This is a genomic window from Mycolicibacterium canariasense (assembly GCF_002101555.1).
Classification (GTDB): domain Bacteria; phylum Actinomycetota; class Actinomycetes; order Mycobacteriales; family Mycobacteriaceae; genus Mycobacterium; species Mycobacterium canariasense.
In genome coordinates, this window is sequence record NZ_LQOL01000045.1 from 1 (window position 1) to 14,510 (window position 14,510).

16 protein-coding genes are annotated in these 14,510 nt (G+C 64.0%); 10 read left to right on the forward strand and 6 right to left on the reverse strand.

Annotated features, from left to right (window positions below; all coding sequences use genetic code 11):
- Positions 1-94 precede the first annotated feature (94 nt).
- Positions 95-526 (reverse strand): hypothetical protein, encoded by a 432-nt coding sequence (locus tag AWB94_RS11120; protein ID WP_062659151.1) that lies wholly within the window; start codon positions 524-526, stop codon positions 95-97.
- A 79-nt stretch (positions 527-605) separates the two neighbouring features.
- On the reverse strand, positions 606-1,016 hold the full coding sequence (locus AWB94_RS11125; protein ID WP_062659178.1) for a MarR family winged helix-turn-helix transcriptional regulator: 411 nt from the start codon (positions 1,014-1,016) through the stop codon (positions 606-608).
- A gap of 163 nt (positions 1,017-1,179) precedes the next feature.
- Between AWB94_RS11125 and AWB94_RS11130 the strand changes: the two genes are divergently transcribed.
- Together AWB94_RS11130 and AWB94_RS11135 are read left to right on the forward strand one after the other, a co-directional pair.
- Positions 1,180-1,965 (forward strand): alpha/beta fold hydrolase, encoded by a 786-nt coding sequence (locus AWB94_RS11130; protein ID WP_062659150.1) that lies wholly within the window; start codon positions 1,180-1,182, stop codon positions 1,963-1,965.
- Between the two features lie 411 nt (positions 1,966-2,376).
- Positions 2,377-2,904, forward strand: coding sequence for a GNAT family N-acetyltransferase (locus tag AWB94_RS11135; RefSeq protein ID WP_084395436.1), 528 nt, complete (start codon positions 2,377-2,379; stop codon positions 2,902-2,904).
- 563 nt (positions 2,905-3,467) lie between these two features.
- Here the strand turns inward: AWB94_RS11135 and AWB94_RS11145 are convergent.
- The 3 genes from AWB94_RS11145 to AWB94_RS11155 all read right to left on the reverse strand — a co-directional run bounded on the left by AWB94_RS11145 (position 3,468) and on the right by AWB94_RS11155 (position 6,124).
- Positions 3,468-4,037: a DUF6036 family nucleotidyltransferase gene (locus tag AWB94_RS11145; RefSeq protein WP_062659149.1), complete on the reverse strand. Its 570-nt coding sequence runs from the start codon at positions 4,035-4,037 to the stop codon at positions 3,468-3,470.
- Positions 4,034-4,555, reverse strand: coding sequence for a helix-turn-helix domain-containing protein (locus tag AWB94_RS11150; RefSeq protein WP_234811701.1), 522 nt, complete (start codon positions 4,553-4,555; stop codon positions 4,034-4,036). The genes AWB94_RS11145 and AWB94_RS11150 overlap by 4 nt, the downstream gene beginning before the upstream one ends.
- A 927-nt stretch (positions 4,556-5,482) precedes the next feature.
- Entirely contained in the window at positions 5,483-6,124 is a 642-nt protein-coding gene (locus tag AWB94_RS11155; protein WP_062659147.1) for a substrate-binding domain-containing protein, read from the reverse strand.
- Between the two features lie 194 nt (positions 6,125-6,318).
- Here AWB94_RS11155 and AWB94_RS11160 point away from each other — a divergent pair, with 194 nt between their 5' ends.
- From AWB94_RS11160 to AWB94_RS11175, 4 genes are read left to right on the forward strand one after another with little or no spacing between them, the layout of a single operon-like run.
- Positions 6,319-6,783: a cupin domain-containing protein gene (locus AWB94_RS11160; RefSeq protein WP_084395435.1), complete on the forward strand. Its 465-nt coding sequence runs from the start codon at positions 6,319-6,321 to the stop codon at positions 6,781-6,783.
- Positions 6,780-8,342, forward strand: coding sequence for a sugar ABC transporter ATP-binding protein (locus AWB94_RS11165; RefSeq protein WP_201029611.1), 1,563 nt, complete (start codon positions 6,780-6,782; stop codon positions 8,340-8,342). The genes AWB94_RS11160 and AWB94_RS11165 overlap by 4 nt, the downstream gene beginning before the upstream one ends.
- A complete protein-coding gene (locus tag AWB94_RS11170) occupies positions 8,339-9,373 on the forward strand; it encodes an ABC transporter permease (protein WP_062659145.1) in 1,035 nt (344 codons plus the stop codon). Before AWB94_RS11165 ends, AWB94_RS11170 begins: the two co-directional genes overlap by 4 nt.
- Before the next feature lie 16 nt (positions 9,374-9,389).
- Entirely contained in the window at positions 9,390-10,784 is a 1,395-nt protein-coding gene (locus AWB94_RS11175) for an amidohydrolase family protein (protein WP_062659144.1), read from the forward strand.
- 24 nt (positions 10,785-10,808) lie between these two features.
- Here the strand turns inward: AWB94_RS11175 and AWB94_RS11180 are convergent, their stop codons facing one another.
- Complete coding sequence (locus AWB94_RS11180; RefSeq protein WP_062659143.1) at positions 10,809-11,510, reverse strand: GntR family transcriptional regulator; 702 nt, start codon at positions 11,508-11,510, stop codon at positions 10,809-10,811.
- A gap of 176 nt (positions 11,511-11,686) precedes the next feature.
- On the opposite strand from AWB94_RS11180, the gene AWB94_RS11185 reads away from it, so the two are divergent.
- From AWB94_RS11185 to AWB94_RS11200, 4 genes are read left to right on the forward strand one after another with little or no spacing between them, the layout of a single operon-like run.
- Entirely contained in the window at positions 11,687-12,556 is an 870-nt protein-coding gene (locus tag AWB94_RS11185) for a fumarylacetoacetate hydrolase family protein (protein WP_062659142.1), read from the forward strand.
- Positions 12,553-13,470 carry a VOC family protein gene (locus AWB94_RS11190; protein WP_062659141.1) on the forward strand — a complete coding sequence of 306 codons (918 nt, stop codon included), beginning with the start codon at positions 12,553-12,555 and terminating at the stop codon, positions 13,468-13,470. The genes AWB94_RS11185 and AWB94_RS11190 overlap by 4 nt, the downstream gene beginning before the upstream one ends.
- 18 nt (positions 13,471-13,488) lie before the next feature.
- Positions 13,489-13,893 carry a cupin domain-containing protein gene (locus tag AWB94_RS11195; RefSeq protein WP_062659140.1) on the forward strand — a complete coding sequence of 135 codons (405 nt, stop codon included), beginning with the start codon at positions 13,489-13,491 and terminating at the stop codon, positions 13,891-13,893.
- A gap of 3 nt (positions 13,894-13,896) precedes the next feature.
- Positions 13,897-14,469, forward strand: coding sequence for an NADPH-dependent FMN reductase (locus tag AWB94_RS11200; protein ID WP_201029610.1), 573 nt, complete (start codon positions 13,897-13,899; stop codon positions 14,467-14,469).
- Positions 14,470-14,510 lie beyond the last annotated feature (41 nt).

Consider the following 14,510-nt stretch of genomic DNA (forward strand, 5'->3'; position numbering starts at 1 on the left):
ACACTCACCCCAAGCCCACCAGCTCAGATGAGGACATTTAGAACCCCGAACTGGTTAGTTATCTCAGAAACGGCGCGGGGGAGGGCGCAAGGGGTTACAGCGCGGGTACCGGCGTCGACGACGGCCACCAGCGACGAATCGCGTCGATCGTCGTCTCGGGGCCGGTGTTGAAGCAGATCGCGGCGTGTGGAGCGTTGGTGTGCGCACAATTGACTAGAGTTTCCAGCAGGTGCGTCAGTGATGGCTCCAACCTGATGCCTCCGCCGATGACGATGATTGCGATATTGGCGCCGGACAGTTTCTGCTGGAACCGTGCGCCGATGTCGTCGGTGTAATCGATGAGGAAGGTGTCGAGGGCGAGTCTCAATTCACCTGTTGCCCCAGGCAGTTCCCTGATCCCACGTTCGACGGCTTCGGAGGTGTCGGCGCCGGGAAAGTACCAATCGGGTGCGCCGGCGGGATCAAGACCGACGATGAGTGCTACGGGTACGGGAGTCGTCGTCGCGTGTTCTTGGGTCGCATTCACGGGCGTGGTCCTACTCTCGGTGCTAGGGATTCGGAGTCTCAAAAGGCTGTCTTACGTTTCGAAATTTGGAATGTCTTCGTCAGTCGGCCATCGACCTTTCGAGCAATTCGAGCAACGCCGTGCGATCCTTCGCGCTGAGCCGACCCACAGTTTCGTCCAACACTTGTTCAACTACGCCCGTGCCAGCGTCATAGGCTGCACGTCCCTGATCCGTCAGCCGGTGACGTACTGCACGACCAGACCCGTCACACCGCTCGATCAGCCCGCAAGCGATCATGCGTCGAGCGAGCTCACCCATCGATTGATCCGTCTGAAACGTCGCCTCGGCCAACGCATGCAGCGACGAATCAGGTTTGTGGGACAGGTGGCGCAGGACATCCCACTGCGCGAGAGACAGGTTGGCGAACTCCGATAGGCGCCGGTTGGCCTCGCGGTGATGCCGCCACTGAAGCCGCTTGATGGCGTGACCGACGTCTTGTGTCGAAGGCATGCCTAAAGCGTAGGGGAGAACCGCGCATATAGCAAGGGTCCTTATATAAGCACCCTTACTAGTGTAGGGTCGATGAAAGCCGATGAGGTGACCAGAAGCTTCGAGCTTGGCCGTCGACCCCTGGCCCCGGACCAACCGAAACCATTTCAGCAGGAGGAGACTCATGAGCGGCACCGATTCAACCGCCAGCCCGAAGCCCACCAGATCGACCACGGTCACGGTCGATGGCGTGGATATCGCCATGGCCGACCGCGACCAAACGCGGCCCTTCCTCCTGCTCCACGGCGGCGGCGGGATGGCCACGATGGCCGGCTTCGCCGACCTGCTCGCCGAACGCACCCGCTCCCGCGTCCTACTTCCGACGCATCCCGGCTTCGGCGGAACCACTCGTCCCGCGTCGCTGACTACCACGAAGGGCTTAGCTGCGCTCTACGTCGCGCTGCTCGACGACCTCGACCTCAACGACGTGACCGTCATCGGGAATTCGTTCGGCGGCTGGATCGCCGCCGAGATGGCGCTGCACAACAGTCCTCGGGTCAGTCATCTGGTCATCGTCGATGGCATCGGCATCGTCGTCGAGGACCACCCGGTGGCCAGCGTCGCCGGTCTCGCCCCAGCCGATCTTGCCAAGCTGTCCTTTCACGACCCGGCCATGGCATCTCAGCCGCCGGGCGGCCCCACCGCCGGTCTCAGTCCAGACGTCCAAACTCTGACCACCTACGCCGGCCCGGCCATGGGCGACCCGACGTTGGCTCGGCGCCTCAGAGACGTCGAACTGCCGGTACACGTCATCTGGGGCGACAGCGACGGCATCGTCGACCCCGACTATGGCAGGGCCTACGCCGCGGCCTTCCCCACGTCGAGGTTCACTGTGCTGCCCTGCTCGGGTCACCTCCCGCAAATCGAAACCCCAGAGGACTTACTGGACGCCATCTGTGTGGAAGCCTGATCGCGCCGCGATCAGTGGCACCACGAAGCCGACGGCTCCTCAGATACTGACCCCCAGGTCGCCGTCGTGCTGTGGACGGCCGCCATCGGGGTTCACTGCGCCGTCGCTCATTCCCCTCCCGCCCGAGCCCGCGAGAGCGGGTGCAGCGGCGGCGGCAGCAAGAACGCTCTGCCAAGGCTCTTCGATCGTCTCGGCCGCAAGACCATTCCGGTGGTGACGATGTGCCTACTGGCTGCATCCAGCGTCGCGGTCATGCCCACCCACGGTCAGGACGGCCTGGCTGCCTCGGCGTTCGGCGGCCCTGGAGACCTAGGCGCGGAAGTTCTCAGGCCAACACATTCTTGGCGTCATCATCGCGGTCGGCCGGACTCGGCGCGGCCAAGGCACGTCGCGTCGGAATAGGATTGGGACGTGACGTACACGGTGCGAATCGCCGATACGGGCGACTACCAGGCGGTGGCGCAGGTGCATGTTGCGAGCTGGCAGCAGGCATACCGCGGCCTCGTCGCAGACGCGTTTCTCGAAAGTATTGATCCCGAGCTGTGGGCACATCGCTACGAGGCACGATCCGACGACGCCTCCACTATGCTGCTGGCCGAGCGGGATCAGCGCGTCATCGGCATGGTCCGATTCGGCCCGGACCGTCATAGGGCCTACGCAGGTGAAATCTATGCCCTCTATGTCACCCCGGGCGAGCAAAGAGGCGGAGTAGGGTCCGCGCTACTCAATGCCGCGCTGCAACACCTCCCGCAGCCGATTGTCCAATTATGGTGTGCTGCAGGAAATTCACAAGCACAATCATTTTACGAACGGCATGGTTTCGCTGCCGATGGCGCAGATGACGACTACGTCGTCGGAGAATGCGTCGTTCCAATCAAACGATACGTGCTGGAACGGACTGGCGAACCTGGCCCGTCGCCACGGCGACCCGCGGTGTAGTAGCGGTTGCATTAGCGGCGCCCGCCTGAAACCACTAACGAATCGATCGGGATCCCCTGAGGTGGGGCAACTCGGACGCAGCGTGGAGCGTTATGTCATTGCAGCGCCGCAAAGTTGGGCCTGGCACTACAGGCTGATCGCGAACTCCCAGCCCGGCCACCAGGAGACATGGGAGGACACAAGGCGGATCGAGCACCGTTATTGTTAGTTGGCGGCGAGAAGACCACATCATGCCGCCGGCGGTGAACAAGTCGAATGCCAAGCACTCCCGCAAGTCATCGGCGGTCACCGAATACTACGAGTTCGCCGGCCGCGACCATTGGACGTGTACTGCCCCAGGTTGGGAGGCCGTCGCAGACCACGCCCTGGACTGGGCACTGGCATTCGCCGACACGAAACCGCGAGGTAAACACGCCTTTTGACAACTAGCCGTGGCGTCCGTGGACGTTGTCCCGTCTTGTTTCGGTGAGCGTGTGTGACAGGGAAGGTCTTCGTGTCCCACGCTAATGCCGCTTCGACTCCACGCGCTCGTTTCAACTTTAGGGGCACAGCGTGATTCGCGGCTACTTCGACTTCCGGTGATCGGTCCACGCAACGGCTCGGGCGACAGCGTCGCGGTATTTGTCCGGCACAGTGGCCAGGCGCCGCGCGATCACCGCCGGGTCGACCAGCTCGGCACGGATCAGTGCGTCAACAAAGTTCTCATCCTTCGGTCGCAGTGCGCACAGTTTCGCAACACAAAGGTCTTCCTTGTCCAGGCACCAGCCTACGAACTGAGGGTGACCGGCTGGCGCGGCGGTGTTCGCGTTCTGCACCTTGACAAGCCGGGAACGCCAGTCATGCGGTAGTGCTGCGGTGTCGAGGTCCACGCCGTCGATGCTGAAACCGTGTGTTTCGGCGAAGGTCGATAGCTCACCGGCTACGCCTTCTATCTCGTCGGCAAGGCGTGCGATCTCATCGTTGTTATCTGCAATCGGGAGGACGTCGATTTCTAGAGATGAGGTGGCTTGGAAGGGCAGTTCGTCCTCGGAGTATGTGCCCAGGATGGCCTGAGAGCCGACGATGATCACCTCGGTGACACCCGCGATCTGGCAGGCGGTCCGGATTGCGTGTTCCAGTTGGCTGCGCTTCACGAACGCACCGCCGCGAGCGTGGATCGACGTTCCGCGTCAGTCAGCAGTCCGCTCATAGGCGACACTTCGCGCATTTCGATGCTGTCGCGGTTGAGGCCGGTCAATGCTCGGTGCAGTCCCGGGAGGTCCTCGTCGGTGACGAGCGTCTCCCAGCGCCCAATGTTGGTGGTGTGCGGCTCACCCGTTACGCCGGCGCGCAGATGCCGCAAGTTTTTCGCGATCGTTGGCCGCCAGGAGTGCAGTGCCTCGCGCGTGAGCTTGCGCGCGAGCGCGCGGTGCAGCAGCCACGATCGTCGTTCTGAGCGGGTCAGCTCCGGCAGGACAGGCTGGCGAGTGACCTGGAGCCGGTACCCCATGCATGAAAGCAGGCGGTCCAGTTGTTCGTCGCTGAGCGACATGCGGCCGGACAGGAACTGGCTGATCGAAGGTTGTCGGACGCCACTAAGGCTGGCCAGTTCCGACTGGCCTGTTCGCGTATCCGTCATCACAGATCGCAGAATTTCGACTCGACCAGTCATGTACTAATTATAGCAATAACTACTATAGAAAGCGCTGAAGCAGCCTCTTGGTGCGCCTATCTGCCGAAGCGCTGGCATCTAGCAGGAAAAAGCACCCTCGCGGCTGCAGCCGCCATCACGGGAAGTCGCGTACCGGACCCGATGCGGGAACTGCCGCGCGGCTCATCTAGACCACAGCGACCCTGGCCAGGATCATCGCGCCGACCTCCCGGGCTAGCTCTCCGGCCGGAAGCGAATTGGCGGTGACCTCGCCGGGCTCGAAGAGCGCACGGGAGGCGCCCAGTCCCAGCAGGATGGTGTAGCAAGCCTGCGCTGATGCTGGGGTGCACGAGAATCCGGTTGAATCCTAAGCAGCCCGCTCCCGTCGCTAGGGGCCCGCCTCTCAACCGCCGTGAGCAATAGTCGATGAATACGGCTGGCGTGGCTTGTAGGACATCCACGCCAAGTTCGGCAGAATCCGAGGGACGAAGCCAGGAAGCTCCTCAGCGGCCATCGCCGACTCCACCTGACAGTCGGCTCGACGACGTGGATGCCGCCCGAGACGTCGGCCTGGGAGTCGAACCGAGCGTGCGCAATGTCCCAGCGGGCGATAGCAATTCGTCACTGTGACGTTTTGGTGGGTTGTCGGCGGACGAGGGGCGGCCCGGCGCGGACTTGCCAGGCGGGCTTGAGTGAAGGGGCATCGACATCTCGTCACCTAACAATGAAATCATTCATTAAGTGACTGAAATCTACGTCGAGCTGGCGCAATGGTCACCAGATGACACGGGGTGCCGTTGGATGGAACGGGAGGGTCAAGCGTGTCAGCTGCGCCGACGTTGCCATCACGCAGAGCTGCGAGTCCTTGCACCTGATGCAACTCGCATTGATTTTGTGCCGATAAGCCACATTATGTCAACTAAAGCACTGCATATTGCATCAGATGAATCAGCGTCTGGCCGCTTGCCGGCCACCACTCCTGCCGTCGTTTTCATCTGTGTCGCATTTCAGGTAGTAGTCCTTGATCTTCGTGGAACCCATGACATTCAGCCCGGCCGTGTAGAGCGCCTCACCGGCGCCGAAGGCCTCGTCATCGCAGTCGATCGAGGTGAACTGCACGACGGGGATGCGAGCGGCACGGGCGGCTTCCAACCCGCTCTTGACCCCCGGACAGTCGTAACTGAACACCGCGATCCCGTCGACGTCGGCGGCTACCGCCTGCCGGATCAGGCCGGTTGCCGTTGACGGATCGGCTTTCCCGTCGACCAGATTGACCTCCCAGCCCAGCTGGGCGCCCGCCTCGACGAAGCCCGCCGACAGTTGCGAGCAGGCCTGGTAAGCCTCCCCGCAGGACACTGCCCACACCCGCTTCCCACGTTGCGCCGCCGGACCCACAGCGGTTGGCCGCTGCAACGAATCGCCGTCGTACCCCGCCTGCAGGATCTCGCGCTGCTGTGCCGTGAGGTCGGTGGCGATCCGCGGTCCGTCGGAGATCGTCGTGCAGGCACCCAGCAACATCGCCACACCCGCCAGGGCGACGACGCCAGCTGTGCTTGCCCGGTGCATCGGGATCATGCCGTTGCCCACCATGTGCTCATCTCCTTGCGTTGTGGGTGGATTCCACCGCGCGTCGTGACCACGCGGCTCGCCGTCCGATCCGACTCCGATTTTCGACTAGATTATTTTTTTTCGAATCTTCCGCACGTGTTCGACACCGTATAGCATCATGTGGTCCACGTCACGATCAATTCGCGAACTCATCAGCCGCCAGAGAGGAACTCCGCATGTCGGCGCCATCGCTCGGTCAGCACGTCATGGTCGGCAAGCTGCCCACCACCTTCGAAGTACTCGCCGATCAAGTGGCTGACGCCTACAGCGTTGTGCGGCAGATCATTCCGCCCGCGGTACTGATGCTCCCGCATACCCACGAGAACGAGGACCAGGTCGCGATCGTGTTGCGGGGCCACCTCGGGGTCCTGGTCGGCGCGCGGGAATGGACCGTCGGGCCCGGCGAGATCGCCGTGCGCCCCCGCGGCCTGGTCCACTCGGTGTGGAACGCCACCAGCGAGGACGTCGAGATCCTGGAAATCACCTCGCCAGGGGGCTTCGAGCACTACTTCGTCTCGATGGGTGATCTCACCGCCCGTGACGCCCTGGCCCAGGCCCCGCAACTGGCCGCCGAGTGGAGGATCAGCCAGTCCCCCGAGATCGCCGCTCGGTTGGCCGAACAGTTCGGCGTTGCCCTGTGAGCACGACCGCCGTGCAGGTCCCCCACCCTGAGACACCGGCCATCCGCATTCGCAACCTGCAGAAGACCTACCCCGGCGGAAACGCGCTCACGGGCGTGAGTTTCGATGTTCAGCGCGGGACCGTGCACGGCCTGGTCGGCGGCAACGGGTGCGGCAAGAGCACGCTGGTCAAAAGCATCGCCGGGGTGCAGTCCGCCGACCCAGGGGGCACCGTCGAGGTCAACGGGATGCGGATCCCGACCGACCAGCTCGGCGCTGCCTGGGCCCGTACCGCAGGCCTGCGATTCGTGCACCAGAACCCCGGGATCTTCCCCGAGCTCAGTGTGGCCGACAACATCGCGCTGGGTGACGAGTTCCCGGCCCGGCTGGGGATCGTGCGCAGGGGGGCGCTACGCGAACGGGCCCAGCGCCTGCTTGATCGCTTCGAGATCGACGCCACTCCAGACACAAAGATGGAGCAACTGCGTCTGGCCGACCAGACCATGGTGGCCATCGCCCGCGCCCTGCAGGACCACATGGACGGCCGCAGCCGGATCGCTGCCGTCGTCCTGGACGAACCCACAGCGGCTCTCCCCCGGCACGAGGTCGCCACCCTGCTCGATGCCATGCGCACCATCACCGCGTCCGGGGTGGCCGTCATCTACATCAGCCACCGCCTCGACGAGGTTCTCGACGTCTGCAACGCCATCACGGTGCTGCGCGACGGCGAGCATGTCGTCACCCGGTCGACCGACGGACTCACCGAATCGGAACTGGTGTCTCTCATCGTCGGCCGACCACTCGACGCGATGTACCCCGACACCCCTGGGGTCACCTCGAGCGCGCCGGTGGCGCTTCGTCTCGAACACGTGAATGCGCCTGCAGTGCACGATGTCTCGTTCACTTTGCGCGCAGGTGAGATCGTGGGTATCGCCGGACTGCTCGGCGCCGGTCGCAGCGAACTGCTGCAATGCCTATTCGGGATGAATCCGGCCACCAGTGGAAGCATCACCGTGGGCGAGCGCCGCGTCAGCATCGGATCGGTGCGCACCGCGATGGAGTCGGGCATCGCCTACGTCCCCGAACATCGGGAGACCGACGCCGCCTTCCTCGACCTGTCGGTGCGCGAGAACCTGTCAGCCGCCGACGTGACCAGGTTCAGTAGCGCCGGAATCCTGCGCCGCAACAGGGAGCGACGGGCCGCCGCGGAGTCCATCGAGGCATATGGCGTCAAAACCGCCGGCGACTCCGCTCTGATGTCCTCCCTGTCGGGTGGCAACCAGCAGAAAGTGGTGCTGGCGCGATGGATGCGACGCCACCCCACCGTCCTGCTGCTCGATGAACCCACCCAGGGCGTCGACGTCGGCGCGCGCGCCGATGCCTATCGACTCATCACCGACGCCGTAGCCGACGGCGCCGCGGCAATCCTGGTCAGCTCCGACTTCGAGGAACTGGCGGACATGTCCGACCGTGTCCTCATTCTCAGCGGCGGACGGATCACCGGAGAGGTCGGCGGCGCCGAGATCGACAGCGGCTTTCTCGCCGAAAAGGTTTTCTCAGCAAAGGAACTCCAGTCATGAGCGCGCTCGACACCCCCACCACGTCCCGCTCGGCTCCCAGCCTCGAGAACGCCAAGGAGAGATCCGGCACGGCCGATCTGATAGAGCGGTTCGGCCTCGTCGCGCTGTTCATCGGCGCCATCGTGTTGTTCACCGCGTTGCGGCCGGACATCTTCCCGACCGCCGCCAACTTCCGAAGCATCGCCATCTCGGGATCGGTGCTTGCAGTGGTCGCCATGGCACTCATCCTCCCCCTGGTCACCGGCCGCTTCGACATCTCAGTGGGAGCCAACGTCGGCCTCTGCTCCATCGCTGTCGCAGGAGCGATGTCGCACTTCGGCGTGAACGTGTTCGTGGCGATGATGATTTCGGTGATCCTCGGCAGCGCCATCGGACTCATCAACGGCATGCTGGTGTCCTATCTGGGCATCAATTCGATCATCACCACACTGGGCACTTCCACCGTGATCGCCGGCATCGTGCAGGCCTACACCGGCGGCATCCCGATCAGCACGGGACTGGCCCCGTCTCTGACCGGGCTGAGCAATCAGCTGTTCCTCGGCATCCCCGTGCTGTTCGTGATCATGGTGCTGATCGGCGCCGTAGTCCTGGTTGTTCTGGAGCACTCCACGCTGGGCCGCTACTTCGCCGCCGTTGGCTCCAACGAGAAGGCCGCGAGTCTCACCGGCCTTCCGACTCAGCGGGTGGTGCTGACGAGTTTCGTGGGAGCCGGCTTCCTGGCCGGTATCGCGGGAATCCTGCAGATCGCAAGCCAGGGCAACGGCAACCCCCAGGTCGGCGGCATCGGGTTCATGCTTCCTGCGCTGGCTGCAGTGTTCCTGGGCGCCACCACCATTCGGCCCGGAACCTACAACCTGGTCGGCGCCCTCGTCGGACTCTTCTTCGTCGGTACCACGATCAGCGGGCTGTCTTTGATGGGTGTGCAGCCCTGGATCACCGACGTGTTCAACGGGTTGGCCGTCATCGTCGCCGTCGGCCTGTCGGCCGTCTTCCGCCGCCGCCGCACCGGCGTCGCCGTCATGGGCTCCTGAACAGAAAGGTACATCGATGAAGACCGTCTTCCGCCACGGTTGTGTCGTCACCATGAACCCCGTGTTCGGCAACCTCGCAGATACCGATGTCCTGGTCGAGGAAGATCGCATCACCGCTGTCGGCAGGGGGCTCGATGCCGGTGATGCCACCGAAATCGATGCGCGCGGTTGCATTCTCACACCCGGGTTTGTCGACACCCACCGCCATCTTTGGCAAACCGCAGTGCGCGGCATCTTCGCCGACTGGTCGACGCTCCAGTACATGGTCGGCATCCGGCTGCACATCGCTCCTTTCGTGACGGCCGAAGACACCTACGCAGCCACCTACGCGGGGAGCCTGGAATGCCTCAACAACGGCGTGACGACGGTGTTGGGCTACGAGCACAACGTCAACACCCCCGACCACGCCTTCGCAGGCGCCCAGGCGATGGTCGATGCCGGTGTTCGTGGTGTCTACGGGCTGGGATTGGGTCAGGCGCCGCTGGCTCCCCGGGTGTTCTCCGAGACCGAGCAGTACCGGGCGCTTCTCACCCAGCTCAACGACGGGATCCTGGCGCGCGGCAAGTCACTTGTTCGGCTCGGCGTCGCCCCGGTTGAACTGTTCATGGCTCCGATAGACGTGGTAATTCAGCAGTTCCGGCTCGCACGTGAGTACGGGGCGCAGCTGACATTGCACAGCAATGCCGTGCGCAACGGCGTGGGTGAGATCCAGATGCTCGAGGACGCCGGCCTGCTGGGTGCCGACACGGTGTTCGTCCACGGCAACACCAGCACCGACCGCGAGTATCAGCTGGTGCGTGATCGCGGCGCGGCCATCTGTGCCGGCGTGGAGGTGGAAATCGGCATGGCGCTGGGCGAGCCGACCCTGCGCAAACAGCGGAAGTTCGGGCTGGCCCCGACACTCGGTGTTGATTCGGTGGGCTGTTGCGGCGGCGGGATCATCGGGCAGGCACGCCTCGGCATGCAGACAGCGCGCCTGGCCGATGCCGCCGAGGAACTCTCTCGCGGCGAGAATCCCGCGTCGCTGTCGGTGACATCGCGGGAGGCTCTCGAATGGGCCACCATCAACGGCGCGAAAGCTCTTGGCCTGCAGGATCGTATCGGCAGCATCGAGGTCGGCAAGGATGCCGATCTGGTGCTGTTCCGCGCCACCAGCCCGGACATGGCCGGATGGATCGAAGACTGCCCCGAGGCGGCGGTCATCACCCAGTCGTCGGCCGCCGATATCGACACCGTGATGGTGGCGGGCACCCTCGTGAAGCGCGGAAGGGCGCTGCTCGCCGACGCCTGGCCACGTCAACTGGAGGCGTTGAACCGAACGAAGCGTCGCCTCGCCAAGCAGACCCGGCAGCCGGACGGCACGTTCATCCCGACACCGGCGCCGGAGCTGCCCGCCGGACACGGCTGGTGAAGCGGGAGGCGATGGGCGCGAGTTCTACGTCCCCGTCGGCAACGGACTCTCGCCGGGATTCTCGACGAGGTCGGACTCAAGCAGCAGGCGTGTGGTGAGGTCGAAGTGCTCCTGCAGGAGCACCGCTGCCCGGTCGGCGTCCCGCTCGAGCGTCGCCTCGAGAATCGCACGGTGTTCGGCGGCGATGTCGCGGGCGGGTCCGCGTACCTCGCTGACCGACCAACGCCGGTAGATCTCGGCCGAGTCACGCAGGTTGGCCGCGATGGAGCACAGCCGGGCGTTGCCGCAGCCGCTGAGCAGATTGGCGTGGAAATCCGCGTGAGCCGCGCACCAGGCGTCGTTGAGGTGCGGCGGTTCTCCCGCGGCCAGCATGGGCGTGCGTTCCAGAGAGTGATGCGAGGCCAGAAGCTCGGACTCCCAAGCCAAATCGCCCTCGGCGATGGCCATTCGCAGTGCGTACACCTCGACGCAGACTCGCGCCTGGGTCAGCTGGATGAGGTCCTCGCGGGAGATGGAGGCCACTTTGAAACCCAGCTGAGCGGCCCCGGTCACCAGTCCCTGTTCGGCTAGCCGCGACATCGCCTCCCGGATCACACCCACACTTGCGCCATAGTCCTCGCACAGCGAGGCGAACCGCAGTCGTTGTCCCGGATGGAAGCGGCCGCCAAGGATATCGGCGCGCAGCTGCGCGTGCACCCGCTCCTGGCCCGTCGATTTACCCGCCATCACACCCTCGATTCGAATATTCGGAGAGATATCGAATGCTACCGGACTGTGCCAACCCGAGCGGATACCCGACCCCACTTCGAACGGGCAACAAATATTCGAAAATAGATTGACATGTCGAATTAAACGGAGTCTGATGGACACCGTAACCGCCGTCACAGTGAGGAGTGCAATACATGAAGGTCGGCAATCTCGACGGGCGGCTCATTCTCATCGGAGACGATGGCGCCTACGTGGACGTCGCCGAGGGTTCCGCTGGACGTTTCGGCCACGACCCCACCGCGGTGTACGACCGATGGGACGAATTCCTGGAGTGGGCGGCAACAGTCGACTTCTCCCCCGAAAACAGGGTCGACACCGGACAACTCAGCCCACCGGTCCCAACACCTCGCCAAATCTTCGCCATTGGCTTGAACTACAGCGATCACGCCTCGGAATCCGGGTTCGCCGTGCCCGATCAGCCCACGGTGTTCACGAAGTTCGTCTCCTGCCTGGCAAGTCCCCATTGCGATGTCACGCTCCCCGGCGACGGCAACACCGACTGGGAGGTCGAACTCGTCGCGGTGATCGGCCGCAAAGGCACCGACATCGACGAATCCGACGCCTGGTCCCACATCGCCGGACTTACCGTAGGGCAAGACATCTCCGAGCGCCTAACCCAGTCCGCCGGTCCCGCACCACAATTCAGCCTCGGTAAGTCTTTCCCCGGATTCGGCCCGATCGGTCCGTGGGTGGTCCCCGTTGCAGAGTTCTCCGACCCTGACGACCTCGAGTTGGGCTGCTCCATCAATGGAACCGAGATGCAGCGCGGCCGCACCAAGGATCTGGTGTTCAGCGTGCCGGCGCTTGTCTCGAAGCTGTCGCGAATCGTGACGCTCTACCCCGGTGACCTCATCTTCACCGGCACCCCGGCCGGCGTCGGCCTGGGCCGGAACCCTCAGGTGTACCTGCAGGAAGGAGACGAATTGGTCTCGTGGGTGGAGGGAATCGGCGAGATCCGACAGAGGTTCGTCTCCGCAGCAGCACGCGGGGAGAACGCCGCATGAGTCTGCACCGGCTTGCCCAGATCACCATGGGTGTTCCCAACGTTGCCGAAACCATCTCGTACTACCGTGATTTCGGGCTACACCACGAAGGAGACGGGCTGTTCTCCACCGTCGTGGGTGGAGAACAGCTCCGTATCGTGGCAAGCGCGCGGCGTCGCCTGGTGGCCATGGTCGTCGGCTGCGACGACCTCGACGACGTCGCAGCCATCACCCGAAGCCTCACCACCGAAGGGTTCCTCACCGCCTCCACAGGTGCCGGGGTGGTCTCCGTTGAACCGGTGACCGATACCCAGGTGAGCGTCGAGGTGATGCCGCGTCTGGTGCAGACGCCGGTCCTCGCGCCCAGCTACAACGGCCCCGGCCGCTACGACCGCGTCGGCAAGCGCGCACCCGGCATTCTTCGCGAGGGGCCGGTGCAACCGAAGAAACTGGGCCACGCCGTCGTCGGGTGCACCGACATGGCCGCCACCCGGAGATTCTTCACCGACGGTCTGGGCTTCAAGGTCAGCGACGCCGTGGGACAGCAGGGGGTGTTCCTGCGCTGCTCGGTGGACCATCACAACATCATGCTGCTGCAGATGCCGGTCAACTTTCTGCACCACACGTCGTGGCAGGTCGATGACGTCGACGAGATCGGCCGCGGCGCCAAAGCCATGCTCGACGGTAACCCCGAACGCCATGTATGGGGCCTGGGACGCCACCACGCCGGCTCGAATTTCTTCTGGTATCTCAAGGATCCGGCCGGCAATTTCTCCGAGTACTACTCCGATATGGATTGCATACCCGACGACGAGATCTGGACTCCCGAAGTTCTGGATGGCGCCAAGGGACTGTTCAGCTGGGGCCCGCCCCCTCCCCCATCGTTCCTGGCGCCCGAAGACCTCGCCGATCTCATGGTCGGGACCCACTCGTAACCGAAAGGATCACCATCAATGCACACCTGGTCGATCACCAAGCAGGCCGTCGCCGAGCATCAGGGCACTGCCGCGTCAACCTACCTGATCGAGAAGGAGGAGTTCCAGCATCTGACCGACGGCACGTATCTGGGGCTGGTGTCGGTGTTCGAGGTGCAGCCCGGCGCGGCGCTCAAGGCACACCATCACCCAACCCACGAATACTGGTTCGTGCTCGACGGTTCCGGGGTCATGCAGGTGGCTGACGAAGCCAGACGCATCGAGGTGGGTGAACTCATCTACACCCCGCCCAACACCCCGCACATGTTGTTCAACGACGGAGACAAGGTGTTCCGTGCGTTCTGCTTCGCGCAGAGCTACGACGGGCAGGGATCACAGCACGTCGATGTGGACCTGGCTCCCGTGGCGCTGACCGAGGTGTGAGCCGTGAGCGCGATCCGTCTGCACATCATCGTCGGCAGCACCCGACCGGGCCGCGCCGGAGCACCCGTCGCGGCCTGGTTCAGTGACATCGCGACCGCCCACGGTGCTTTCGACGTCACGATGGTCGACCTGCTCGAATGGGACCTGCCGATGCTCAGCGAGCCCCACCATCCGCGGCTCGGCCAGTACACCCGAGAGCTGACCCGTAGGTTCAGTGCCACGATCAACACGGCTGACGCCTTCGTGATCGTCACCCCGGAGTACAACTACGGCTACACCGCACCGGTGAAGAACGCGCTGGACCACCTGTACCGCGAATGGAACGACAAGGCAGTGGGTTTCGTCGGCTACGGTGGCGCGGCCGGTGCAGCCCGCGCCGTGCAGATGCTCAAGCAGGTGGTGACAACGCTGAAGATGACGCCGGTCTTCGAAGGGGTGTACATCCCCTTCGTCCAGACACTCATCGACAACGCCCAGTTCCAGGCCACGGAAGGGATGGCGACAGCCGCAGGCCAGATGCTCGATGAACTGGCCAGGGTCAGTCAAGCGCTCTCGAGTCTGCGGGTATCGACGTGACCGTCGCGGCGGGGCGGGTAAACGACCTCAAGCAGCTCAGG